A 25,466-nucleotide genomic window follows, 5' to 3' on the forward strand; every position below is an offset into this window, starting at 1 on the left:
TGCTTAAAACGTCACTTCCGGCGTGCCATCAATTTAATGGCGCTTATGCAGAGGGATTTCAAGTGTCGGCCGTTCTCTCACTGTTACAAAGCCGTTTGTTGCGGCCTGTGTTCGTTACCCTTGGTATCGCTCTTTTGGTGCAGGTGCTGGTAGCCGTTGCTCTTACCCGGAGCACGGTAACCGCGCTGGAAGCCGATCTCGGAGTGCGATTGGGTGCAGACAGTCAAAAACTGTCCGCTGAACTGGAGCAGGCCGGGCGTGAAGTCACGTCGAGCCTGGACAGCCTTTCCACCAGTACGCGTCAACGCCTCACCGCTGGTTTGTCCGCGCGATTGAAGGACGAACAGGCGCAGTTGCGTGCGACGCTGGAAAAGGACCTGAAGGACTCCGCCAGCGACATGGCGCAGTTGCTGGCTTCCGTCGCACCTCGTGCGATGTGGGACAACGATGTGCCTACCCTGTCTGAGTTCGCCCGTCGTGCCCAGCGCAATCCCAACGTGTTGTTCGTGGTGTATGACGACGCCACGGGCCAGCACCTGACGCGCTACCTCAACCGCGAGAACCCGATCAACAAGGCGCTGCTGGAAAAGGGCCAGGGCGAGCGTGCGCTGGACAAGGTGCTGGATGCGGCAAAGAACGATCCTTCGGTGTTCTACATCGAAGCCTCGATCAATCCTAACGGCGTTGAAATCGGCAAGGTCCTGATGGGCGTCTCGACCGCCTCGGTGGAAGCCGATCTGGCGGCGCTGGATAAACGCTTCACGGCTTTGATTGCCAGCGGTGATCAGCTGGTAGGCGACAGCCTCAAAGGCGCGGCGGCCGACAGTGCGACGGCCATGCGATCGCGTTTGCAGTCGGCGCAGTCCACGGCCTCGGAAATGAAAGCCAATACCACCAGTACCGTGCAGGAAGCTGCGTCGACCTTGCGCTGGCGCATCGGGGTGAGCCTTGCGGTGGTCGGGTTTGGCGTTTTGCTGTTGCTGGCCGTTGTGTTGGGGCGTCGAGTGGTCAATCGCCTGAAAATGCTGATTGTGGCCATGGATGACCTGGCGGCGGGCGAAGGAGATCTGACCAAGCGTGTGCAGATCAACAGCAAGGACGAAATCGGCGACATGGCCTCGGCGGTCAATCGCTTTGTGGATAAGTTGCAGCCAATCGTGCGCGAAGCGGGTGATGTCGCCCAGCGTACCGGCGTGGAAATCGGTGCCATGACCTTGCGCAACGCCGGAGCCGACGCGGCGGCGGGCATGCAGCGCGATGAAGTTGCGGAAAGTCTGCGGGCCTTGTCGCAAATGGCTGATGAAGCCCAGTCGGAAAGCCACGCCATGCAAGCGGCATTGAAACAGGTTGTGGATATTCGTCAGGCAACCGACGAAAACACTCGGACGTCGGCAAAGGTCGGCAGCCTGATCGAGGAGTTGGCCGGGCAGGTCAATACCGGTGCACAGGTGATCGAACGGCTGGCGCAGCAGAGTGAGCAGATTGAAGTGGTGTTGACGGTGATTCACGGAATTGCCGAGCAAACCAATCTGCTGGCATTGAACGCTGCCATTGAAGCGGCGCGAGCCGGCGAGACCGGGCGCGGTTTTGCGGTGGTGGCTGACGAGGTGCGGGCACTGGCGAGCAAGACGCAAAGCTCCACCGGCGATATCCAGGCACACATCGTGGCGTTGCAGCAGGGCGCGCGCGAAGCGGTGGCGGCAATCGGTCAGGCCGGGCGTCAGGCCAATGAAGGTCTACTGGTATTGCGCGACAGTGCGCGGTTGCAGCAATCGGTGCAGGCCTCGGTGGAACAGGTGCATGCGGCGATCGGTCTGGCAACCCAGGCGGCAGCGCATCAGGCCAAGGGCGCGCAGGCAGTGCGCGGTCGGGTCGAGACGATTCATGCGCAGGCTGAGAAAGCGGCTCAGGCGGTGGTGGAAACCACCGCCAGCGGCAAGGTGCTGGATGGGTTGGCTGCACAATTGAAGGCGAGCCTGGGACAGTTCAGGGCTTAGGGTTTGTGTTGAATGGTCTGGCGTCATCGCGAGCAGGCTCGCTCCCACATTGGAATGCGTTTCCCTGTGGGAGCGAGCCTGCTCGCGATGGCGGTCTTAACGACTCAGATACATCCGGGTCGTCAGCAGATAGACCGGCAACCCCGACACTAATATCAATAACGCCGCATAAGGCGCCGCCGCGGCAAATTCCACATTTGCGGTATGCGCCCAGACTTCCGTTGCCAGTGTATTGAGCCCGGTCGGACTCAACAGCAGCGTCGCCGTCAGTTCCTTCATCGCATCAAGAAACACCAACGCAAACGCCGCACCCAGCGCCGGAAAAATGATCGGCAGTGTCACTCGACAGAACGCACTGAATGACGAAGCTCCAAGCGTGCGCGCCGCCTCTTCCAGCTGCGGTGCCGCCTTGTTCAGGGCGGTGCGGATCGGCGCCTGAGCCAACGGTAGAAACAGCAGCGCATAGGCAATCAACAGCAATGCCGAAGTCTGGTACAGCATCGGCACATAGTGCAGGGCGAAATACACCAGGGTCAGGGCGATGACCAATCCCGGCAGGGCGTGCAGCAGATATGGCAAGCGCTCGGCCCAGATCGCCAGTTGGCCTTTATGGCGTACGACCAGCAGGCCGACCGGCACCGCCAGCACCAGGCAAAACGCAGCGCCACCCAGCGACAGCGCGAGAGATGACAGCAATGCTTCGCCGATGGCTGCCATTGGAAAGGCTGCCGACGATCCGACTGCCAACCAGTAAGCCAACATGCCCAGCGGAATCCCACTGCCGACGATTGCCAGCAGCAGGCAATAAAGCTGGCCTGCCACAGCCCAAGGCCCCAGTCGAACCTGTTCAGCGCGTCGCGCCGCACCCTGGCCGGTGCGCACGTGTCGACCTTTGCCGCGCACGCGCAGCTCCAGCCATAACAGCGCCAGGCAGAGGATCAGCAGTACGGCGGAGAGCATCGCCGCGTTGGCATTGCTGAACTCCAACTCGAACTGTTGATAGATTGCAGTGGTGAAGGTTTGCAGGCCGATAATCGACAGCGCGCCAAATTCCACCAGCATGTGCAATGCGATCAATAAGGCGCCAGCGACCAGTGACGGCCAGAGCAGGGGTAGGGTGATCTTGAAAAATACGCCCCAGCGATTCTGCCCCAGCGTGCGGGCGGACTCCTCCAGCGAGGGATCGAGATTGCGCAGGGTCGCTGCAACGGGAAGGAAAATCAGCGGGTATTTGGAAAGCGTCATCACCAGAATCGCCCCGCCCAGCCCTTCGAAGTGAGCGCTCAGAGACACCCAGGTGAAGCTGCTGACAAAGGCCGGAACGGCGAACGGCAGGCACAGGATCACGCCCCATAGCCGTCGCCCTGGCAGATTGCTGCGTTCCAGCAACCATGCCAGCGACAGACCGATCAGGCCGCAAGCCAGCGTCACGCCGACCATCAGTGCCAGGGTGTTGCGCAGCAGGCCGAATACATACGGCCGCCACAGCAGATGCAGCGCCTCGGCCCAGCCTGCTTGCCAAGCCTTGAGTCCCACATAGGCCAATGGCAGCAGGCTGAGCACAACCAGCAGCAAAACCGGCAGCAACAGCCAGATCGACGGTCGCTTGCGCCGTGGCACATAAACGCTGCGTAGGGCGAGGGCGGATAGTGACGCGCTCATCAGTTCAGGCCAACATCACGTTCCAGATCCAGGGCTTCTTCGGCGTTGCCCAGGTCGGCAGGGGTGACTTTCGGCGCTTGCAGTTCGCTGAACGGCTTGAGGCCGCGATCCGATTCCATGCCTTTATGCAGCGGGTACTCGGCAGTGGTCTGAGTGATCACGCGCTGGCCTTCTTCGCTGGCCATGTAGGCGAGCAATTGTTGGGCTTCTTTTGGATGTTTGCTGGATTTGATGACGGCCGCGCTGGATACGGTGATCAGTCCGCCGACATCGCCGCCGGTGAAGTAATGCAGTTTCGAATCGAGCTGGCCTTTTTCTCGTTGCAAGGCGAACCAGTAATAGTTGTTCACCAGCACGGTGGCCACTTCGCCGTTCTCCACCGCTTTGAGTGCGACCATATTATTGCTGTAGGTCTTGCCGAAGGCGCGCAGACCGGTCAGCCACTCTTCGGCTGCGTCCATGCCGTGCACCTTGATGATCGCTACCGCTTGCTCCTGGAAGGCACCGCTGGTGGGAACGAAGCCGACCTTGCCTTGCCATTTCGGATCGGAGAATTCCATCACCGATGTCGGCAGGTCTTTTTCATCGATCAACTTGGGGTTGAACGCAACGACGCGAACCCGGGCAGTGACGCCGATCCAGGTGCCATTGCCGGCCACGTATTCCTTGGGCAAAACCGCCAAAGTGGCATCGTCAGCCTTGGCCAGCAGGCCTTGCTCGCCGAGTTTGTTCAGTGGCGGCGATTCTTCGGTGTAGATCACGTCTGCGGGAGAGCGGTCCCCTTCTTCGACGATCTGGCTGGCGAGCTGGTTGCTGCTGCCTTTGCGTACATTGACGTGAATCCCGGTCTTGGCCTCGAAGGCTTTGGCAACGGCGTCGCCGACCTCTTTGTGTTGGCCGTTGTAGAGCGTCAGGGAAACTGGTTCGGCGGCTTGGGTGAGGGGGGAGGCGAGAGCCAGGCCGAGGAGGGTAATGCTCAGGCCGCGGCGCAGGGTATTTCGAAACATCATTCGCAGGGTTCCTCACTGTCGCATTGCAATAACTTGCAACAATGATAAACGATATTGTTTCTCATGTGCGTCTTTCGGGTCTGAGGAGTGTTTGCTAGAAGGGCGGGGGCGAGTTTTGTGGCGAGGGAGCTTGCTCCCGCTCGGCTGCGAAGCAGTCGTAAACCCTGAGAGTGCGGTGTAACTGTTGGAATGATGAGGAGCGCTTCGCACTCCAGCGGGAGCAAGCTCCCTCGCCACAGGGAAGTATTGGCTTGGGGTTTTCGAAAGCCAGAAACGCAAAAACCCGCTTTCGCGGGTTTCTGTGAAATTCAAGGTCGAAACCTTGAATTTGAATTGGTGCCCAGAAGAAGACTCGAACTTCCACGACCGTAAGGTCACCAGCACCTGAAGCTGGCGTGTCTACCAATTTCACCATCTGGGCAATCATCTTCAGCGATGCCGCTGTTGATGTGGCGCACTATACGGAGAGCATTTTGATCTGTAAACCCCTGATTTAAATTTAATAAATCAGAAACCCGAAATGCAAAAAACCCGCTTTCGCGGGTTTTGTGTGAGCCTTGAAATTGATCTAATCTCAAGCTCGAAATTGGTGCCCAGAAGAAGACTCGAACTTCCACGACCTTGCGGTCACCAGCACCTGAAGCTGGCGTGTCTACCAATTTCACCATCTGGGCAGTATCGACAACGTTGCCGTCGTCGATGGCGCGCACTATACGGAGCGTCTTTTTAACTGTAAACCCCCGCAATCAAAAAAACCTGGAAAATTTCACCAGCGGTCTTCAAATCAGCTTTACGGTGTCGATACAGGGCTTTAGATGGGTCGTCTTAGCCTGAAATTTCCCGTTTCATTACGCCTATGCCAAACTAACCCGCATATAGACAAGGTGAAAACTCTCTAATGGCCGATTGGCAGTCCCTCGATCCCGAGGCCGCTCGTGAAGCGGAAAAATATGAAAACCCCATTCCTAGCCGCGAACTGATCCTTCAGCATCTTGCTGATCGGGGTTCGCCTGCTAACCGCGAGCAACTGGTCGAAGAGTTTGGTCTGACCACAGAAGACCAGATCGAAGCCCTGCGCCGCCGTCTGCGCGCCATGGAGCGCGATGCTCAACTCATTTACACCCGTCGTGGCACGTATGCACCGGTGGACAAGCTCGACCTGATCCTCGGTCGCATCAGCGGGCACCGTGATGGTTTCGGTTTCCTGGTGCCGGACGACGGCAGTGACGACCTGTTCATGAGCCCGGCGCAAATGCGCCTGGTGTTCGACGGTGACCGAGCCTTGGCTCGTGTTTCCGGCCTGGATCGTCGCGGCCGCCGCGAAGGCATGATCGTCGAAGTGGTGTCCCGCGCTCACGAAACCATCGTTGGTCGCTACTTCGAAGAGGGCGGCATCGGTTTCGTGGTTGCCGACAACCCGAAGATCCAGCAGGAAGTGCTGGTAACGCCGGGGCGTAACGCCAACGCGCAAATCGGTCAGTTCGTCGAAGTGAAGATCACTCACTGGCCGACGCCACGCTTCCAGCCGCAAGGCGACGTGGTCGAAGTCGTGGGCAACTACATGGCGCCGGGCATGGAAATCGATGTCGCCCTGCGTACCTACGACATTCCTCACGTTTGGCCTGATGCTGTGCTTAAAGAAGCCGGCAAGCTCAAGCCGGAAGTCGAAGAGAAGGACAAAGAGAAACGCATCGACCTGCGTCATCTGCCGTTTGTCACCATCGACGGCGAAGATGCCCGCGACTTTGACGACGCGGTCTATTGCGAAGCCCGTCCGGGCAAGCTGCGCCTGTTCTCTGGCGGCTGGAAGTTGTACGTGGCGATTGCCGACGTATCCAGCTACGTGAAACTCGGTTCGGCGCTGGATGCCGAAGCCCAGGTTCGCGGCAACTCGGTGTACTTCCCCGAGCGCGTGATTCCGATGCTGCCCGAGCAGTTGTCCAACGGCTTGTGCTCGCTCAATCCTCAGGTCGATCGCCTGGCCATGGTTTGCGAGATGACCATCTCCAAATCCGGCGAGATGACCGACTACTGCTTCTACGAAGCGGTGATTCACTCCCACGCTCGCCTGACTTACAACAAAGTGAGCGCGATGCTGGAAACGCCGAAGGCGACCGAAGCGCGCAAGCTTCGCGGCGAATACACCGACGTGGTGCCGCACCTCAAGCAGCTGTACTCGCTGTACAAGGTATTGCTGGCGGCCCGTCACGTACGGGGTGCGATCGATTTCGAAACCCAGGAAACCCGGATCATCTTCGGCTCCGAGCGCAAGATCGCCGAAATCCGTCCGACTGTTCGCAATGACGCGCACAAGCTGATCGAGGAATGCATGCTGGCGGCCAACGTGGCTACCGCCGAATTCCTGAAAAAGCACGAAATCCCGGCGCTGTACCGTGTTCACGATGGCCCGCCGCCGGAGCGTCTGGAAAAACTGCGCGCGTTCCTTGGCGAACTTGGTCTGTCCCTGCACAAAGGCAAGGATGGCCCGTCGCCGAAGGATTACCAGGCTTTGCTGGCCGGTATCAAGGATCGTCCGGATTTCCACCTGATCCAGACCGTCATGCTGCGTTCTTTGAGCCAAGCGGTGTACAGCGCCGATAACCAGGGCCACTTCGGCCTGAATTACGAGGCTTACACCCACTTCACCTCGCCGATTCGCCGCTATCCGGACCTGCTCACGCACCGGGCGATTCGCAGCGTGATCCATTCGAAACAGGACACCCCGCACGTTCGCCGTGCCGGTGCGATGACTATTCCGAAGGCGCGCATCTATCCGTACGACGAAGCGGCCCTGGAGCAACTTGGCGAGCAGTGCTCGATGAGCGAGCGTCGTGCCGACGAAGCGACCCGCGATGTGGTGAACTGGCTCAAGTGCGAGTTCATGAAAGATCGCGTGGGCGAGTCGTTCCCGGGCGTGATCACCGCGGTGACCGGTTTTGGTCTGTTCGTCGAGCTGACCGATATCTACGTCGAAGGCCTGGTGCACGTCACCGCGCTGCCGGGTGACTACTACCACTTCGATCCAGTGCATCACCGCCTGGCGGGTGAGCGTACCGGTCGCAGCTTCCGTCTGGGCGACACTGTTGAGGTGCGCGTCATGCGCGTTGACCTCGATGAGCGCAAGATCGACTTCGAGATGGCCGAGAAAACCATCAGCGCACCGATCGGTCGCAAGAAGCGTGGCGCCGAAACCGCAGAGCCGGCGAGTAAAACCGCAGCAGAACCGGCACCGGCCAAAACCGGCCGCCGTCCTGCCAAGGAAAAGGCTGTCGAAGCCTACCGTCCGAGCGATGCCGCGGCGAAAAACGCTGAAGTGCGCAAGAGTCGTGAAATGAAACAGGCGTTGCTGGCCGGTGCGAAAAGCGGCGGTAAAGCGCCGTCTGGGGGAAAGACCGGACGGTCGACGCCTGAAAAGGCCGTCGGCGGCAAGCCAGCCAAACCGAGCAAACATCGTAAAGGCCCGCCAAAAGCGGGTTCGGCTCCAGCCAAAAGCGGCGGGGCGCGTAAACCTAAGGCCAAGCCATGAGTCAGTTGGAAAAAATCTACGGCGTGCATGCGGTAGAAGCGTTGCTGCGTCACCACCCGAAACGCGTCAAGCAGATCTGGTTGGCTGAAGGTCGCGGTGATCCGCGGGTACAGACGTTGATCGAGCTGGCCAACGAAAACCGTGTCCAGGTGGGGCAGGCCGAACGCCGTGAAATGGATGCCTGGGTTGAAGGCGTGCACCAGGGCGTCGTTGCGGAGGTAAGTCCAAGCCAGGTCTGGGGCGAGGCGATGCTCGACGAGTTGCTCGATCGCACCGAAGGCGCACCGCTGTTGCTGGTGCTCGACGGAGTGACCGATCCGCACAACCTGGGCGCCTGCCTGCGTTCTGCCGATGCGGCAGGCGCGCTGGCGGTGATCGTGCCGAAGGACAAGTCGGCGACCCTGACGCCGGTGGTACGAAAAGTCGCTTGTGGTGCTGCAGAAGTGATTCCGCTGGTGGCCGTGACCAACCTGGCGCGCACCCTGGAAAAACTTCAGCAGCGCGGCTTGTGGGTTGTCGGTACGGCGGGGGAGGCCGAGGTCAGTATTTATGACCAGGACCTGACCGGCCCGACCATTCTGATCATGGGCGCTGAAGGCAAAGGCATGCGTCGCCTGACTCGCGAGCATTGCGACTATCTGGTGAATCTGCCGATGGCCGGCAGTGTCAGCAGCCTTAACGTTTCGGTGGCAACCGGCGTCTGCCTGTTCGAAGCGCAGCGCCAGCGTGGTGTCAAGGCCAAGGCTGCCGCCAAGAAGTCCTGATCCTCTACTGTGTGTAGGAGCAAAGCTTGCTCGCGATAGGGGGTGTAGCATTCAGCATCAATGTTGAACGTTACACCGCTATCGCGAGCAAGCTTTGCTCCTACAGTCGTTTGTGGCAAAGCGAAAACAGGTGAGCTGTTCAAATAATCACCAATTACCTTGCGCCTCCTTCGCCCCTTCTCTACAATTGCGCCCCTTGCTGTGATGGCAGGCACCCACGTGTCTAGCGTCCTCAAGTCCATAAGTGTCATTCACTCCTTGTCTGACCGCTTTTGAGCGGCAGGCTACAACCCGTAAGGAGCATTCATGCGTCATTACGAAATCATCTTTTTGGTCCACCCGGATCAAAGCGAGCAAGTCGGCGGCATGGTTGAGCGTTACACCAAGCTGATCGAAGAAGACGGCGGCAAAATCCACCGTCTGGAAGATTGGGGCCGTCGTCAACTGGCCTACGCAATCAACAATGTTCACAAGGCTCACTACGTGATGCTGAACGTTGAGTGCACTGGCAAGGCCCTGGCCGAGCTGGAAGACAACTTCCGCTACAACGATGCAGTGATCCGTAACCTGGTCATCCGTCGCGAAGAAGCCGTTACCGGCCAATCCGAGATGCTCAAGGCTGAAGAAAACCGCAGTGAGCGCCGTGAGCGTCGCGACCGTCCTGAGCACGAAGGCGCTGAAAGCGCTGACAGTGATGACAGCGACAACAGCGATAACGCTGACGAGTAATCCACGGACCTTTTAAGGAGCCTATCAAATGGCACGTTTCTTCCGTCGTCGTAAATTCTGCCGCTTCACCGCTGAAGACGTGAAAGAGATCGATTACAAAGATCTCAACACTCTGAAAGCCTACGTATCCGAGACCGGCAAAATCGTTCCAAGCCGCATCACCGGTACCAAAGCTCGTTATCAGCGTCAGCTGGCCACCGCTATCAAGCGCGCCCGCTTCCTGGCCCTGCTGGCCTACACCGACAGCCACGGCCGCTGAGACCGGGCAGTCGACACGTAGCAAAGGATTGAATGTATGCGCGCCTTAGCTGAGTTCATCATGCGGGGCCGTATGCAGGCCACTCTGGTAGTGGCTGGATGTGCGGCAATGCCGTTGTTGTATTGGTTGGGTGCTGCCGCCGGATGCCTCGTGCTCCTGCGGCGCGGATTGAGGGACGCCCTGGGCGTTCTTGCTCTGGGACTGCTGCCGGCATTGCTCTGGTGGCTTTACTCCGACGACCCAAGGGCACTTCTGGTGCTGCTGGGTTCTGCGAGCCTTGCGTTGGTTTTGCGCGCAAGCGAGTCCTGGAACCGCGTGCTGCTGGTCAGCATAGCGATGGGAGTGGTGTTTTCAGTGGTGTTGGGGACAGCTTTTGCTCCCCAGATCGAGATGCTGGCGCAGGCTTTGATAAAAGTCATGCCGTCGCTACTCGGTGATGTCTACCAGAAGATGTCGGTAGACGAACAAGCGCGTTTCGCGTCCCTGATTGCACCGGTCCTGACCGGCTTGATAGCGGCTTTGTTGCAAATCGTCAGCTTGTTGAGCCTGCTTGTCGGGCGCTATTGGCAGGCGTTGTTGTACAACCCGGGTGGTTTTGGTCGCGAGTTTCGCGCCATCCGCTTCCCGCTGTTGCCGGCGATGTTGCTGCTGGCGTGCATGCTTCTGGGGCCGAATCTCGGTTCGCAGATGGCCATGTTGACGCCGTTGTGCAGCGTACCGCTGGTGTTCGCCGGGCTGGCCCTGATTCATGGGCTGGTGGCGCAAAAGCGACTGGCCAGATTCTGGTTGGTGGGGATGTACGTCACGCTGTTGCTGTTCATGCAGCTGATCTATCCGTTGCTGGTGGTCTTGGCCATCGTCGACAGCCTGATTGATTTTCGCGGTCGTTCGGCACCCAAAGATGCCGATAACGCGAACGGTGAAGGTTAAAAGTTAAGAGGATTTTCACATGCAACTGATCCTTCTGGAAAAAGTCACCAACCTGGGCAACCTGGGTGACAAAGTGAACGTTAAGGCTGGTTACGGTCGTAACTACCTGCTGCCATACGGCAAAGCTACCGCTGCGACCCCGGCCAACCTGGCTGCGTTCGAAGAGCGTCGTGCTGAGCTGGAAAAAGCAGCAGCAGATCGTAAATCGTCGGCTGAAAGCCGCGCTGCCCAACTGGCCGAGCTGGAAGTGACCATCACTGCCACCGCTGGCGACGAAGGCAAGCTGTTCGGTTCGATCGGTACTCACGACATCGCTGATGCACTGACCGCCTCCGGCGTTGAAGTGCAGAAGAGCGAAGTTCGTCTGCCGAACGGCACCATCCGCAACGTAGGCGAATTCGACGTAGCCGTGCACCTGCACGCCGAAGTTGAAGCCACCGTACGCGTTGTCGTGGTAGCAGCTTAAGCAGCACTTGTCGGCTGGCACCCTCGGGTGCTTGCCGGTAACATCGGGCACGATCCTGTTTACAGGTCGTGCCCTTTGTCTTTCTGGTAACTCCTGTTTTTCAATCCCTGCTTTTTTCTGAACAACCAAGTGGCCATGAACGAAATTTCCGCTCCTGAGCAATACGATCTGCAAACCGCCGCGCTGAAGGTGCCGCCACATTCCATCGAAGCCGAACAGGCTGTGCTCGGTGGTCTGATGCTGGACAACAACGCCTGGGAGCGCGTGCTCGATCAAGTCTCCGACGGCGATTTCTACCGACATGACCACCGTCTGATTTTCCGCGCGATCGCCAAGCTGGCCGATCAGAACATGCCGATCGACGTCGTGACCCTGTCCGAACAACTGGACAAGGAAGGTCAGACCTCGCAAGTCGGCGGCCTCGGTTACCTCGGTGAACTGGCAAAAAACACGCCTTCGGTCGCCAACATCAAGGCCTATGCGCAGATCGTTCGCGAGCGGGCGACATTGCGCCAGTTGATCGGTATCAGCACCGAAATTGCCGACAGCGCTTTCAACCCGGAAGGCCGCACTGCCGCGGAAATTCTTGACGAGGCCGAGCGGCAGATTTTCCAGATCGCCGAGGCCCGGCCAAAAACCGGTGGTCCGGTGGGCGTCAACGACCTGTTGACCAAGGCCATCGACCGTATCGACACGCTGTTCAATACCGACAACGCCATCACTGGCCTGTCCACCGGCTACACCGACCTCGATGAGAAGACCAGCGGCCTGCAACCGGCCGACTTGATCATCGTCGCCGGCCGTCCGTCCATGGGTAAAACCACCTTTGCGATGAACCTGGTGGAAAACGCCGTGTTGCGCAGTGAAAAAGCGGTTCTGGTCTACTCGCTGGAGATGCCAGGCGAATCGCTGATCATGCGTATGCTTTCGTCCCTCGGTCGTATCGACCAGACCAAGGTGCGTTCCGGTCAGCTCGAAGACGATGACTGGCCGCGCCTGACCTCGGCGGTCAACCTGCTCAACGACCGCAAGCTGTTCATTGACGATACCGCCGGCATCAGTCCGTCGGAAATGCGTGCCCGGACCCGGCGTCTGGTGCGTGAGCACGGTGAAGTCGGCCTGATCATGATCGACTACCTGCAGCTGATGCAGATTCCGGGTTCCAGCGGCGACAACCGGACCAACGAGATTTCCGAGATCTCCCGATCCCTGAAAGCGCTGGCCAAAGAATTCAACTGCCCGGTGGTGGCGCTGTCGCAGCTCAACCGTTCCCTGGAACAACGGCCGAACAAGCGCCCGGTGAACTCCGACTTGCGTGAATCCGGAGCGATCGAGCAGGACGCCGACGTGATCATGTTCGTGTATCGGGACGAGGTGTATCACCCGGAAACCGAGCACAAAGGCATTGCCGAGATCATCATCGGCAAGCAGCGGAACGGCCCGATCGGCTTTATCCGCCTGGCGTTCATCGGCAAATACACGCGATTCGAGAACCTGGCGCCGGGTAGCTACAACTTCGACGATGACGAATAAGTCGTTATAGAGGTTTTTGTGGCGAGGGAGCTTGCTCCCGCTGGGCTGCGCAGCAGCCCCAATACCTACAATGGTATTGATTCAGGCACACCGCAATTGCTGGTTTTGCGACTGCTGCGCAGTCGAGCGGGAGCAAGCTCCCTCGCCACATAGGTTGTGTGTGCCAAAGCGCTCACCAATTTCCGACCATAGCCGTCGGAATTGGTCAAAATTTGTGCTATATTCCGCGCCCGCGAAATTCAATGAAAGCCAACACCGGTTATCGACATGCAAGCAGCCAAGCCGTTATTTGACTATCCAAAATACTGGGCCGAATGTTTCGGACCGGCGCCATTCCTGCCGATGAGCAGGGAGGAGATGGATCAGCTCGGCTGGGATTCCTGCGACATCATCATCGTCACCGGTGATGCGTATGTCGACCACCCGTCGTTCGGCATGGCAATAATCGGCCGGCTGCTGGAGTCCCAGGGCTTTCGCGTCGGGATCATTGCCCAGCCGAACTGGCAGTCCAAAGACGACTTCATGAAGCTCGGCGAGCCGAACCTGTTCTTCGGTGTCGCGGCCGGCAACATGGACTCGATGATCAACCGCTACACCGCCGACAAGAAAATCCGTTCCGACGACGCCTACACCCCGGGTGGCATGGCGGGCAAGCGTCCGGATCGCGCGAGCCTGGTCTACAGCCAGCGCTGCAAGGAAGCCTACAAGCACGTGCCGATCGTACTCGGCGGCATCGAGGCATCCCTGCGCCGCATCGCGCACTACGATTACTGGCAGGACCGGGTACGTAATTCGATCCTGATCGATGCCAGCGCCGACATCCTGCTTTACGGCAACGCCGAGCGTGCGATTGTCGAGGTGGCCCAGCGCCTGTCCTACGGTCACAAGATCGAAGACATCACCGACGTGCGCGGTACCGCGTTCATTCGTCGCGACACGCCCAAAGACTGGTACGAAGTCGATTCCACGCGCATTGACCGTCCGGGCAAGATCGACAAGATCATCAACCCGTACGTGAACACTCAGGACACCCAGGCCTGCGCCATCGAGCAGGAAAAAGGTCCGGTTGAGGATCCGCAGGAAGCCAAGGTTGTGCAAATCCTGGCCAGCCCGAAGATGACTCGCGACAAGACTGTGATTCGCCTGCCGTCGGTAGAGAAAGTCCGCAACGACGCGGTGCTCTACGCCCACGCCAACCGAGTGCTGCACCTGGAAACCAACCCGGGCAACGCCCGTGCGCTGGTCCAGAAGCACGGTGAAGTCGATGTCTGGTTCAACCCGCCACCGATTCCGATGACCACCGAAGAAATGGACTACGTCTTCGGCATGCCTTACGCGCGCGTTCCGCACCCGGCGTACGGCAAGGAGAAAATCCCGGCCTACGACATGATTCGCTTCTCGGTGAACATCATGCGTGGCTGCTTCGGCGGCTGCACCTTCTGCTCGATCACCGAGCACGAAGGCCGGATTATCCAGAACCGTTCCCATGAGTCGATCATTCGCGAAATCGAAGAGATTCGCGACAAGGTCCCGGGTTTTACCGGCGTGATCTCCGACCTCGGTGGCCCGACCGCGAACATGTACCGCATCGCCTGCAAGAGCCCGGAAATCGAATCCGCGTGCCGCAAGCCCTCGTGCGTGTTCCCCGGCATCTGCCCGAACCTGAACACCGACCACTCGGCGTTGATCCAGTTGTACCGCAGCGCCCGTGAGTTGCCGGGTGTGAAGAAGATCCTGATCGCTTCCGGCTTGCGCTACGACCTCGCGGTCGAGTCGCCGGAGTACGTCAAAGAGCTGGTGACCCACCACGTCGGCGGTTACCTGAAGATCGCCCCGGAACACACCGAGGAAGGTCCGCTCAACCAGATGATGAAACCGGGCATCGGCAGCTATGACAAGTTCAAGCGCATGTTCGAGAAGTACTCCAAGGAAGCGGGCAAAGAGCAGTACCTGATTCCGTATTTCATCGCCGCCCACCCGGGCACCACCGATGAAGACATGATGAACCTGGCCCTGTGGCTCAAGGGCAACGGTTTCCGTGCCGACCAGGTGCAGGCGTTCTACCCGTCGCCGATGGCCACTGCCACCGCGATGTACCACTCGGGCAAGAACCCGCTGCGCAAGGTCACCTACAAGTCTGACGCGGTGACCATCGTCAAGAGCGAAGAGCAGCGTCGTCTGCACAAGGCGTTCTTGCGTTATCACGACCCGAAAGGCTGGCCGATGTTGCGTGAAGCGCTGACTCGCATGGGCCGCGCCGACCTCATCGGGCCGGGCAAGAACCAGTTGATCCCACTGCACCAGCCGTCCACCGACAGCTACCAGAGTGCCCGTCGCAAGAACTCGACGCCGGCCGGCAGCCACAAGGTTGCAGGGGAAAAGACCACCAAGATCCTCACCCAGCACACCGGCCTGCCACCGCGCGCCAGCGATGGCGGCAACCCGTGGGACAAGCGTGAACAAGCCAAGGCTGCGGCGTTTGCCCGCAATCAGCAGGCAGCCAAGGAACGCAAGGATGCGGCCAAAGGCAAAGGACCAAAGCCGACCCGCAAGCCGGTCGTGCCGCGCTAAGCCGCGCTTGAGCTGAACAGAACGCCAACCTTCGGGTTGGCGTGATCGTTCCCACGCTCTGCGTGGGAATGCCTCTAGGGACGCTCCGCGTTCCAGCCGCGCCACTGTAACCATTCCAACCCACCTGTGGCGCGGAGCGTCACGGGCTGCATTCCCACGCCGGAGCGTGGGAACGATCGTGGGTGTGCCACAAATACGTGCAATCGATTCAACGCATTTTCCCGCCTCGCCCGATTTTGGTGCTGTACTGCCTCAGGCAATCGAAGAAAGCGCCAGCGCTGCTGGATGGCATAAGTCTTGCGCGCTTTCCATAACGCTTAGGGCTCGCAGGAGGCACGCCGTGTCGATACATGTCGCATTGCACCACGTCACGCATTACCGCTACGACCGTGCTGTGGAGCTGGGGCCACAGATCGTTCGCCTGCGTCCGGCAGCCCACAGCCGCACGCGGATTCTGTCCTATGCGCTGAAAATTTCGCCCGAGCAGCATTTCATCAACTGGCAGCAAGACCCTCAGGGCAATTACCTGGCGCGGTTGGTGTTCCCGGAGAAAACCGATGAGCTGCGGATCGAAGTCGATCTGCTCGCCGAAATGGCGGTGTTCAATCCCTTCGACTTCTTTCTTGAGCCCTACGCGGAAAAAATCCCGTTCACTTACGCCGCCGATGAGCGCAAAGAACTGGCGCCGTACCTGGAAACCTTGCCCCTTACGCCAAAGTTCAAGGCGTATGTGGAAAGTATCGATCGCACGCCGCTGCCCAGTGTCGATTTCCTCGTCGCGCTCAACCAGCGCCTGAGTGAAGACATCGACTACCTGATCCGCATGGAGCCGGGCGTGCAAACGCCTGAGTTCACCCTCGAACAAAGCTCCGGTTCGTGCCGCGATTCCGCGTGGCTGCTGGTGCAGTTGCTGCGCAACCTCGGGCTGGCAGCACGTTTCGTTTCCGGTTACCTGATCCAGCTGACCGCCGACGTGAAAAGCCTCGACGGCCCCTCGGGTACTGATGTCGACTTCACCGACTTGCACGCCTGGTGCGAGGTGTACTTGCCCGGCGCTGGCTGGATTGGTCTGGATGCCACCTCCGGGCTGTTTGCTGGTGAAGGACACATACCGTTGGCCTGTAGTCCCGATCCGTCCTCTGCGGCGCCGATCACGGGGCTGGTGGAACCGTGCGAGTGCGCGTTCAGCCACGAGATGTCAGTTGAGCGAATTTGGGAGGCGCCCCGCGTCACCAAGCCTTACACCGACGATCAATGGCTGGCGATTCAGGCTTTGGGCCGGCAAATCGACGCCGACCTGCTGGAAGGCGATGTGCGCTTGACCATGGGCGGTGAGCCGACGTTCGTCTCGATTGATGACCCGGATGGCGCCGAATGGAATACCGCGGCCCTGGGGCCGGAAAAACGGCGTCTGTCCGCCGAGCTGTTCCAGCGCATGCGAAAACGCTACGCGCCGCAGGGACTGGTGCATTTCGGCCAGGGTAAGTGGTACCCCGGCGAACAGCTGCCGCGCTGGTCGCTCAATTGCTACTGGCGCCGTGACGGCGCGCCGATCTGGAACAACAGCGCGCTGATTGCCGACGAGCACGAAGACTACGGTGCGACCGGCGAACTGGCCGGGCGTTTTCTGGCGAGCGTTGCAGAGCGCCTGAAGATTCCCACACGCTTTGTGTTTCCAGCCTACGAAGACAATTTCTATTACCTCTGGCGTGAAGGCACGTTGCCGCAAAACGTCAGCGCCGAAGACTCGCGTCTTGAGGAACCCCTGGAGCGTGCACGACTGCGCAAAGTTTTCAGCCAGGGTCTGGACAAAGTCATCGGCCAGGTCCTGCCGCTGGCACGCACCGCCAAGGGCGATCAGTGGCAGAGCGGCCGCTGGTATTTGCGCGACGAGCATTGCCGGTTGGTGCCGGGAGACTCGCCACTGGGCTATCGGTTGCCGCTGGGTTCGCAGCCGTGGGTGAAAGCGGCGGAGTATCCGTTCATTCATCCGCAAGACCCGAATCAGACGTTCCCACCGCTACCCGATATGGCACAGTCGCAGAATCAGGGCGCGGCGGCGCTGATTGAGGATCGTGCCCCGAAAATCGACGAATCCGCGGACTGGCTGACCCGCACCGCGTTCTGCGCCGAGGCGCGGGAAGGCCGGTTGTATCTGTTCATGCCGCCACTGGAACGGGTCGAGGATTATCTGGAACTGGTGGCTGCCATTGAAGCCACTGCTGAAGAGCTGCGTTGTCCGGTGCTGCTGGAAGGTTATGAGCCGCCGAGCGATCCGCGGTTAAGCAACTTTCGCATCACCCCGGATCCGGGCGTGATCGAGGTCAACGTTCAGCCGTCCGCGACCTGGGATGAGTTGGTCGAGCGCACCGAGTTCCTCTATGAAGAAGCGCGCCAGACCCGACTGACCACCGAAAAATTCCTGATTGATGGACGGCACACCGGAACTGGCGGCGGTAACCATTTCGTACTGGGTGGCGCGACACCGGCTGACTCACCGTTTCTGCGTCGTCCGGATTTGCTGCGCAGCCTGATCAGTTACTGGCATAACCATCCCTCGCTGTCCTACCTGTTTTCCGGGTTGTTCATCGGGCCGACGTCCCAGGCGCCGCGCGTCGACGAGGCGCGAAACGATGCCTTGTATGAACTGGAAATTGCCTTTGCGCAGATGCCAAAGGCGGGGGAAGAGTGTGCGCCGTGGTTGGTCGACCGGTTGCTGAGAAACCTGCTGATCGATGTCACTGGCAACACCCACCGCGCCGAGTTCTGCATCGACAAGCTCTACTCGCCGGACGGCGCGACGGGGCGGCTCGGGTTGCTGGAACTGCGCGCCTTTGAAATGCCACCGCATGCGCGTATGAGCCTGGCGCAGCAATTGTTGCTGCGGGCGCTGGTCGCACGGTTCTGGCGTGAGCCTTATGCGCCGCCAAAACTGGCGCGCTGGGGCACGGAGCTGCACGACCGGTTCCTGTTGCCGCACTTTATCGAACAGGATTTCGCCGACGTCATCGTCGACCTCAACGCGGCCGGTTATCCGGTGCGGGCCGAGTGGTTTGCGGCGCATCTGGAATTTCGTTTTCCCAAGGTCGGCGACTACGCCGTCAGCGGCATCGCGCTGGAGCTGCGCCAGGCACTGGAGCCATGGCATGTATTGGGCGAGGAGGGTGCGGTCGGTGGCACGGTGCGTTATGTGGACTCGTCGCTGGAGCGCCTTCAGGTCAAGCTCAGCGGCTTGCCGCCGCAGCGCTATTTGCTGACGTGCAACGGCATCCCGGTGCCTTTGCAGCCGACCGGGCGTGTTGGGGAATTCGTTGCAGGCGTGCGTTTTCGCGCATGGCAACCGGCCAACTGTTTGCAGCCGACCATCCCGGTGCACGCACCGTTGGTATTCGATCTGCTCGATACGTGGATGGGGCGTTCACTGGGCGGTTGCCAGTATCACGTCGCGCACCCGGGCGGGCGCAATTACGAGACGTTGCCGGTGAATGCCAATGAAGCCGAGAGCCGACGCATGGCGCGTTTCTTCCGGATCGGACACACGCCTGGGAAACTTCCTATTCCGATTCTGGAAATTAACGACGAGCTACCGATGACTCTCGATTTACGACGTTTCTAAACCGTACGCGACGCTCGGATTTTTCGTATATCCGGGCGTCATGAGCCTGCGTTAGTCTGACCGTTCATTGCTGTCTGCCGAGCTTTCCATGCCTGACCTGCTAGACCGCTACCCGCTCACGGCGGGCACCTATCACGAACTGCTCGACGGCAGCGGCGCGGTGCGCCCGCATTGGCGTCGATTGTTCGACCAATTGCAGCGCAGCTCTGCAGCGCAACTGGTGCAGCGTCAGGCCCTGCTGACCCGGCAGATTCAGGAAAACGGTGTCACCTACAACGTCTACGCCGACCCCAAGGGCGCCGATCGGCCGTGGGAACTCGACCTGCTACCCCACGTCATTGCCGCTGACGAGTGGGAGCAATTGTCTGCCGGTATTGCCCAGCGTGCGCGATTGCTCAACGCCGTACTGGCTGATCTGTATGGCCCGCAGCGACTGATCGCCGAAGGACTGCTGCCGGCCGAACTGGTATTCGGCCACAACAACTTCCTGTGGCCCTGCCAGGGTATCCATCCGCCTGACGGGGCTTTTTTGCATCTGTATGCGGTGGATCTGGCGCGTACCCCCGATGGCCGTTGGTGGGTCACGGCGGACCGCACTCAAGCGCCGTCGGGTGCCGGTTATGCACTGGAAAACCGCACGATCGTGTCCCGCGCCTTTCCCGAGTTGTACCGCGATCTGAAAGTGCAGCATCTGGCCGGCTTCTTCCGCACGCTTCAGGAAACCCTGGCACGCCAGGCGCCGAGTGATGATGGCGCGCCATTGGTGGTGTTGCTGACACCGGGGCGTTTCAACGAAAGCTATTTCGAACACCTGTACCTGGCCCGGCAGCTCGGTTATCCGCTGGTGGAGGGCGGCGACCTGACAGTACGCGATGCCACGGTCTATCTGAAAACCCTGAGCGGACTGCGTCGGGTCCATGTGGTGATGCGTCGGCTCGACGATGATTTCTGCGACCCACTGGAATTGCGCACTGATTCGGCTCTCGGCGTGCCTGGCTTGCTGGAAGCCGTGCGCCAGGGGCGTGTGCTGGTGGCCAACGCCCTCGGCAGCGGCGTGCTGGAATCACCGGGATTGTTGGGTTTCCTGCCGAAGATCAATCAGTTCCTGTTTGGCGAAGAACTGATTCTGCCGTCCATCGCTACCTGGTGGTGCGGTGAAGCGCCGGTACTGGCGCAGGCCCTGGAAAAACTGCCGGAACTGCTGATCAAACCGGCGTTTCCTTCGCAGAGCTTTGCCCCGGTATTTGGCCGGGACCTGAGTGAAAGCCAGCGTCAGGAGCTGGCCGAACGCATGCAAGCGCGGCCTTACGCCTATGTCGCGCAAGAACTGGCGCAGTTATCCCAGGCACCGATCTGGCAAGCCGACGGCGGTCAATTGCAACCCCGGGCCATCGGTATGCGTGTGTACGCAGTGGCCAGCCGCGAAGGCTACCGGGTGCTTCCTGGTGGTTTGACCCGCGTGGCCGCAGAAGCTGACGCTGAGGTGGTGTCGATGCAGCGCGGCGGTGCCAGCAAAGACACCTGGGTGCTGGGTGAGCGCCCGCCCAGCGGCGAACAATGGAAGGCCCAGCGCAACATCGGCGTGCACGATCTGGTGCGACGCGATCCCTATCTGCCATCGCGGGTAGTGGAGAACCTGTTCTGGTTCGGTCGTTACTGTGAGCGTTGCGACGACAGCGCTCGCCTGTTGCGGATCATGCTCGCACGTTACGTCGACGGTGATGATCCGCAGGCCCTGCAAGCGGCGGTCGAGCTTGGCGAAAGGCTGATGCTGTTGCCCGAAGAAGGTGAACTGTCGGAGCGCTTGCTGGCGGCGATACTCGGTGACGATTGGCCGTTCAGCCTTCGCTCCAACCTGCAACGCTTGCAATGGGCGGCCTCACAAGTGCGGGGCAAACTTTCACGGGAGAACTGGCAGGCCCTGGTGGAACTGCAGCGCGAGGCCATTGAGCTCGAAACCGATTCGCCGGATTTTGGCGAGTTGCTGGATTTTCTCAATCGTCTGGTGATGTCATTGGCGGCACTGTCCGGTTTTGCCCTTGATGACATGACCCGTGACGAAGGCTGGCGCTTCCTGATGATCGGCCGGCGTATCGAGCGTCTGCAATTTCTCAGTGGCAGCCTGGCGGCATTTCTGCGCGGCGCCGGGGCATTCGATCAAGCAGGTCTGGAGTGGCTGTTGGAGCTGGGCAACAGCAGCATTACCTACCGCTCGCGGTATCTGGCGGTGGCGCAATTGATCCCGGTGCTCGACCTGTTGCTGCTCGACGAACAAAACCCGCACGCGGTGCTGTTCCAGTTGAAGCTGGTGACCCGCACTCTCAAACGGCTGAACGATGACTTTGGCGCACCGCGCGAAGCGGGGCTGCCATTGTTGGTCGATCGATTGGCACGTTTTGATCTGGGCTGCCTGGAGAATTCGCTATTTGGCGAGGGCAGCGTACGCGCGGCTCTCGATGGCCTGGCCGATCTGCTGCAAGAGATCGCCGATGCCAGCGGGCAGGTGTCGGATCGTCTGGCCTTGCGCCATTTCGCTCACGTGGATGACATCAGCCAGCGCACGGTGTCTGTCTGATGAGCGCTCACTATCAGATTTTCCACGACACCCATTATCACTATGACAGCCCGGTGTCCCTGGCGCAGCAGCTGGCCCATTTGTGGCCAAGGTCATGTGCGTGGCAGCGCTGCACGGATCAGCAATTGCAGATCAGTCCGGAGCCAACCTCACGGCGTGATGAGCTGGACGTGTTCGGCAATCCGCTGACCCGGCTGGCGTTCGAGCGGCCTCATGATGAACTGTTGGTCAATGCCAGCCTGACGATCGAAGTGCTGCCCCGGCCCGCGCCGGATTTCAATGTTTCACCTGCATGGGAGGACACCCGCAGTGCGCTGACCTACAGCAGCCAGCCGCTGTCGTCTGACGTGCTCGAGGCCTGCCGTTACCGTTTCGAATCACCTTATGTGCATTTGAAGCGCAACTTCGTCGAGTTTTCCGCGAGTTGCTTCCCGCCAGGGCGGCCGCTGTTGCTCGGCGTTCAGGCCTTGATGGAGAAGATCTTCAGCGAGTTCACTTTCGACTCCGAGGCGACCCAGGTGGCGACGCCGCTGGTGGAAGTGCTGGAGCGTCGGCGCGGGGTCTGTCAGGACTTCGCGCATTTGATGCTTGCGTGCGTACGCTCCCGGGGCCTGGCCGCTCGTTACGTCAGTGGCTACCTGCTGACCCAGCCGCCACCCGGCCAGCCGCGCTTGATCGGTGCGGATGCATCCCATGCCTGGGTGTCGGTATTTTGTCCGTTGCTCGGCTGGGTGGATTTCGATCCGACCAACAATGTGCAACCGGCGCTGGAGCACATCATGCTGGCATGGGGGCGGGACTTTTCTGATGTATCGCCGTTGCGGGGGGTGATTCTGGGCGGTGGCAATCATGACCCGGAAGTTCGGGTCACCGTGATGCCACTTAATTAACGCCAGCCATTGTAGGAGCGAGCCTGTCGAATCGTCGCACCGTCGCGATGGTCGTCAACGATAACGCGGGAAGCCTGACACTCCTCGGCGCTCTCAGGTTCATCGCGAGCAGGCTCGCTCCTACAACCCTGGACACAGATCCGATGGGCCTGATCAGATCGTCCGGCCCTGAGGGTCTCAGGCGTCGGGCGCCTGATCTTTCGGTGCATCAACATCATCTTCTGCTGCCACTTCACCATCAGGGTTCAGTGCAGCTTCTTCAGCTGTTGCTTTCTTGCGCTGAAGCTTTTCCTCTTTCTTCTGCTCCTTGGCCAAGTCACGCTGACGTTTAGCGAAGGAATAATTGGGTTTAGCCATGGGCGATCCTCTGGGGTCGAAGGTGAGGTTGAGCGGCGCGTATTCTGCCCTGTATCGGTGCCGAGTCGTTAGTCGGGTTTTTGCTCGACCCACTTCGGCAGTACGCTCGGCTGCCAGCTATCGAGCGCATCGAGCAGCGTTTGCGGCGATTCGCTCACCTGCAGCATGTCACGGTGTGGCGCTCGAACGAAGCCTTCGCCGACGATGTGATCAAGAAAACCGGTGAGTTTGCTGTAGAAACCGTTCACTTCCAGCAAACCGAGCGGTTTGCCGTGGTAGCCGAGCTGGCCCCAGGTCCAGACTTCGAACAGCTCCTCCAGGGTACCGAGACCGCCGGGCAGGGCGATGAAGGCATCGCTGAGTTCCGCCATTCGCGCCTTGCGTGCATGCATGCCGTCCACTACTTCCAGACGAGTCAGGCCACTATGGCCGATTTCCTTGTCCTTGAGGCTTTGCGGAATGATGCCGATGACTTCGCCACCGGCGGTCAGCGCGGCGTCGGCCACAATACCCATCAAGCCCACGGCGCCGCCGCCATAGACCAGGGTCAACTTGCGCTCGGCCAGGGCTTGGCCCAAGGCAACAGCCGCTTCTCGATAAGCGGGGTCAGTGCCGGTGCTGGCACCACAAAATACACAGACGGATGCTAAAGACATGCCTTACTCCAGGGTCGATCAGGGCCACAGAGTAAAGGCAGGCGCTGCGCGCTCCAAGGGCTAAACTTCCCGTTCGGGCGTTTCATGGGTGCCGCTGGCACCACAGGCGTAGGCGGCGAGCAGGCTGCACAACAGGCTATTGAGGGACATGACAGACGCTCCGTTGATTGAATGACGGTCTGATCATAGGGCCGGGCCAGACGCTTGGCTGGTAGATTCTTTCGATAGGTTTCATAGCCCGAAAGTTGTATACAATTTTTGATTCAAGTCATATGAACTTGCGAAGTTTTCAGGCAGTCTTCTGTTCACTCGCATTTTCGTTAACCCTGCCTTGGAGATTCACCATGTTTGCCAAACTTGTTGCGGTATCCCTGTTGACACTGGCCAGCAGCCAATTGATGGCTGCCGAGTGCAAAGTCACCGTTGACTCCACTGACCAAATGTCCTTCAACACCAAGGCCATTGAGATCGACAAGAGCTGCAAGACCTTCACCGTCGAACTGACCCATTCCGGCAGCTTGCCGAAAAACGTCATGGGCCATAACTGGGTGCTGAGTAAAGAAGCCGACATGCAGCCGATCGCCACCGACGGCTTGAGCGCCGGCATCGACAAGCAGTACCTGAAGGAAGGCGATACCCGGGTTATCGCCCACACCAAGATCATCGGCGCCAAGGAAACCGATTCGGTGACCTTCGACGTGTCGAAGCTTGATGCCAACGAAAAATACGGTTTCTTCTGCTCGTTCCCGGGCCACATCTCGATGATGAAAGGCACTGTGACCCTGAAGTAAGCAGGTTCACCGCGTGATGATCGTTCCCACGCAGAGCATGGGAACGATCAGCGCAAAAAAGCCCGCTGAAGCTCAACACTTCAGCGGGCTTTTTCATTCACTCATCCCTCAAGGCGCAAACGGCATCACACGTTTCATGATCGTTCCCACGCTCCGCGTGGGAATGCCTCCTGTGACGTTCTGCGTCACGCTTTGGGACGCGGAGCGTCCCGGCCTGCATTCCCACGCAGAGCATGGGAACGATCAGCGCAAAAAAGCCCGCTGAAGCTCATCACTTCAGCGGGCTTTTTCATTCAATCACCCTTCAAGGCGCAAACGGCATTACCCGTTTGTGGTGCGTCTTGTTGAAGGTGTCGACGATGATCTTGAACGCTTCTTCGCGCACCGGATTGCCATGCAGGAAGGCATCGATCTCGGCATAGGTCACACCGTGGGAGGCTTCGTCCGGTTTGCCCGGTGACAGGTCTTCGAGGTCGGCTGTCGGGACTTTTTCCACCAGTGATTCCGGGGCGCCGAAGCTGCGGGCAATCGCCCGGACCTGGTTTTTCACCAACCCGCTCAGCGGTGCGAGGTCGCAAGCGCCATCGCCGAACTTGGTGAAGAAGCCCATCACAGCTTCCGCTGCGTGGTCGGTGCCGATCACCAGGCCGTGGGCCGCACCGGCGATGGTGTACTGGGCGACCATGCGCATCCGCGCCTTGGTGTTGCCCAGCACGAAATCCACCGAGACTGCGTGCTTGCCTTCAAAGGCCGCCACTTCATTGGCCAGGGATTTGACCGCCGGGCCGATATTCACGGTGTGGCGCTCGTCCGGCTTGATGAAGTCCACCGACGCCTGGGCGTCGTGTTCATCGAACTGGGTTTCGTATGGCAGGCGCACGGCGATGAACTTGTAGTTGCCGTCACCGGTACGCTGGCGCAGTTCTCGCATGGCACGCTGGGCCAGCAAGCCCGCGGTCAGGGAGTCGACCCCGCCACTGATGCCCAGCACCAGCGTCTTGAGCCCGGAATTGATCAGGCAATCCTGAATGAAGGTGATCCGTCGGGCGACTTCTGCCTCGAGGGCGGCGTCATCGGCGAACGGCGGTTGAACCTTGAGCTGCTCAGCAATCTCACGCTGTACGGCTTGCATGA

The 25,466-nt window shown here is 59.7% G+C and carries 19 protein-coding genes and 2 tRNA genes; 14 read left to right on the forward strand and 7 right to left on the reverse strand.

Going from position 1 to position 25,466, the window contains the following annotated elements; genetic code table 11:
- Window positions 1-62: 62 nt before the first annotated feature.
- Window positions 63-1,997: a methyl-accepting chemotaxis protein gene (locus ASD60_RS02015; protein WP_056852379.1), complete on the forward strand. Its 1,935-nt coding sequence runs from the start codon at window positions 63-65 to the stop codon at window positions 1,995-1,997.
- A gap of 96 nt (window positions 1,998-2,093) precedes the next feature.
- On the opposite strand, the gene ASD60_RS02020 is transcribed toward ASD60_RS02015, so the two are convergent.
- The 4 genes from ASD60_RS02020 to ASD60_RS02035 form a co-directional block, all read right to left on the reverse strand.
- Window positions 2,094-3,659: an ABC transporter permease gene (locus ASD60_RS02020; protein WP_056852380.1), complete on the reverse strand. Its 1,566-nt coding sequence runs from the start codon at window positions 3,657-3,659 to the stop codon at window positions 2,094-2,096.
- Window positions 3,659-4,669, reverse strand: a complete 1,011-nt coding sequence (locus tag ASD60_RS02025) for an extracellular solute-binding protein (RefSeq protein ID WP_056852381.1) — start codon at window positions 4,667-4,669, stop codon at window positions 3,659-3,661. The genes ASD60_RS02020 and ASD60_RS02025 overlap by 1 nt, the downstream gene beginning before the upstream one ends.
- Before the next feature lie 334 nt (window positions 4,670-5,003).
- A tRNA-Leu gene (locus tag ASD60_RS02030) sits at window positions 5,004-5,090 on the reverse strand.
- Between the two features lie 166 nt (window positions 5,091-5,256).
- Window positions 5,257-5,343 (reverse strand) — tRNA-Leu (locus tag ASD60_RS02035).
- Window positions 5,344-5,567: 224 nt separating this feature from the next.
- Here ASD60_RS02035 and rnr point away from each other — a divergent pair.
- The 11 genes from rnr to ASD60_RS02090 all read left to right on the forward strand — a co-directional run bounded on the left by rnr (window position 5,568) and on the right by ASD60_RS02090 (window position 22,528).
- Window positions 5,568-8,195: a ribonuclease R gene (gene rnr, locus ASD60_RS02040; RefSeq protein ID WP_056852382.1), complete on the forward strand. Its 2,628-nt coding sequence runs from the start codon at window positions 5,568-5,570 to the stop codon at window positions 8,193-8,195.
- Window positions 8,192-8,959: a 23S rRNA (guanosine(2251)-2'-O)-methyltransferase RlmB gene (gene rlmB, locus ASD60_RS02045; RefSeq protein ID WP_056852383.1), complete on the forward strand. Its 768-nt coding sequence runs from the start codon at window positions 8,192-8,194 to the stop codon at window positions 8,957-8,959. Before rnr ends, rlmB begins: the two co-directional genes overlap by 4 nt.
- A gap of 306 nt (window positions 8,960-9,265) precedes the next feature.
- The gene (rpsF, locus tag ASD60_RS02050) at window positions 9,266-9,688 is read left to right on the forward strand and encodes a 30S ribosomal protein S6 (RefSeq protein ID WP_003217491.1); all 423 of its coding nucleotides are present in this window, start codon (window positions 9,266-9,268) and stop codon (window positions 9,686-9,688) included.
- Window positions 9,689-9,716: 28 nt separating this feature from the next.
- On the forward strand, window positions 9,717-9,947 hold the full coding sequence (rpsR, locus tag ASD60_RS02055) for a 30S ribosomal protein S18 (protein WP_002551829.1): 231 nt from the start codon (window positions 9,717-9,719) through the stop codon (window positions 9,945-9,947).
- A gap of 36 nt (window positions 9,948-9,983) precedes the next feature.
- Window positions 9,984-10,877: a hypothetical protein gene (locus tag ASD60_RS02060; RefSeq protein WP_056852384.1), complete on the forward strand. Its 894-nt coding sequence runs from the start codon at window positions 9,984-9,986 to the stop codon at window positions 10,875-10,877.
- 19 nt (window positions 10,878-10,896) lie between these two features.
- The gene (gene rplI / locus ASD60_RS02065) at window positions 10,897-11,343 is read left to right on the forward strand and encodes a 50S ribosomal protein L9 (protein ID WP_034149636.1); all 447 of its coding nucleotides are present in this window, start codon (window positions 10,897-10,899) and stop codon (window positions 11,341-11,343) included.
- A gap of 135 nt (window positions 11,344-11,478) precedes the next feature.
- The gene (dnaB, locus tag ASD60_RS02070) at window positions 11,479-12,876 is read left to right on the forward strand and encodes a replicative DNA helicase (RefSeq protein ID WP_008058980.1); all 1,398 of its coding nucleotides are present in this window, start codon (window positions 11,479-11,481) and stop codon (window positions 12,874-12,876) included.
- Between the two features lie 267 nt (window positions 12,877-13,143).
- On the forward strand, window positions 13,144-15,447 hold the full coding sequence (locus ASD60_RS02075; protein ID WP_056852385.1) for a YgiQ family radical SAM protein: 2,304 nt from the start codon (window positions 13,144-13,146) through the stop codon (window positions 15,445-15,447).
- Window positions 15,448-15,787: 340 nt separating this feature from the next.
- The gene (locus ASD60_RS02080; protein WP_056852386.1) at window positions 15,788-19,063 is read left to right on the forward strand and encodes a transglutaminase family protein; all 3,276 of its coding nucleotides are present in this window, start codon (window positions 15,788-15,790) and stop codon (window positions 19,061-19,063) included.
- Between the two features lie 88 nt (window positions 19,064-19,151).
- Window positions 19,152-21,638, forward strand: a complete 2,487-nt coding sequence (locus ASD60_RS02085; protein ID WP_056852387.1) for a circularly permuted type 2 ATP-grasp protein — start codon at window positions 19,152-19,154, stop codon at window positions 21,636-21,638.
- Window positions 21,638-22,528 carry a transglutaminase family protein gene (locus tag ASD60_RS02090; RefSeq protein WP_056852388.1) on the forward strand — a complete coding sequence of 297 codons (891 nt, stop codon included), beginning with the start codon at window positions 21,638-21,640 and terminating at the stop codon, window positions 22,526-22,528. The genes ASD60_RS02085 and ASD60_RS02090 overlap by 1 nt, the downstream gene beginning before the upstream one ends.
- A 177-nt stretch (window positions 22,529-22,705) precedes the next feature.
- Here ASD60_RS02090 and ASD60_RS02095 read toward each other — a convergent pair whose 3' ends face one another.
- Together ASD60_RS02095 and ASD60_RS02100 are read right to left on the reverse strand one after the other, a co-directional pair.
- A complete protein-coding gene (locus ASD60_RS02095) occupies window positions 22,706-22,885 on the reverse strand; it encodes a hypothetical protein (RefSeq protein ID WP_034149642.1) in 180 nt (59 codons plus the stop codon).
- Between the two features lie 68 nt (window positions 22,886-22,953).
- Window positions 22,954-23,541 (reverse strand): TIGR00730 family Rossman fold protein, encoded by a 588-nt coding sequence (locus ASD60_RS02100; RefSeq protein ID WP_056852389.1) that lies wholly within the window; start codon window positions 23,539-23,541, stop codon window positions 22,954-22,956.
- Window positions 23,542-23,885: 344 nt separating this feature from the next.
- On the opposite strand from ASD60_RS02100, the gene azu reads away from it, so the two are divergent.
- A complete protein-coding gene (gene azu / locus ASD60_RS02105) occupies window positions 23,886-24,332 on the forward strand; it encodes an azurin (RefSeq protein WP_056852390.1) in 447 nt (148 codons plus the stop codon).
- Window positions 24,333-24,348: 16 nt separating this feature from the next.
- Window positions 24,349-24,597: a hypothetical protein gene (locus ASD60_RS02110; protein ID WP_056852391.1), complete on the forward strand. Its 249-nt coding sequence runs from the start codon at window positions 24,349-24,351 to the stop codon at window positions 24,595-24,597.
- 39 nt (window positions 24,598-24,636) lie between these two features.
- Here ASD60_RS02110 and nadE read toward each other — a convergent pair whose 3' ends face one another.
- The gene (nadE, locus tag ASD60_RS02115) at window positions 24,637-25,464 is read right to left on the reverse strand and encodes an ammonia-dependent NAD(+) synthetase (RefSeq protein ID WP_056852392.1); all 828 of its coding nucleotides are present in this window, start codon (window positions 25,462-25,464) and stop codon (window positions 24,637-24,639) included.
- Between the last annotated feature and the right edge of the window lie 2 nt (window positions 25,465-25,466).

Origin of the sequence: Pseudomonas sp. Root562 (genome assembly GCF_001427125.1) — a bacterium.
Lineage (GTDB): Bacteria > Pseudomonadota > Gammaproteobacteria > Pseudomonadales > Pseudomonadaceae > Aquipseudomonas.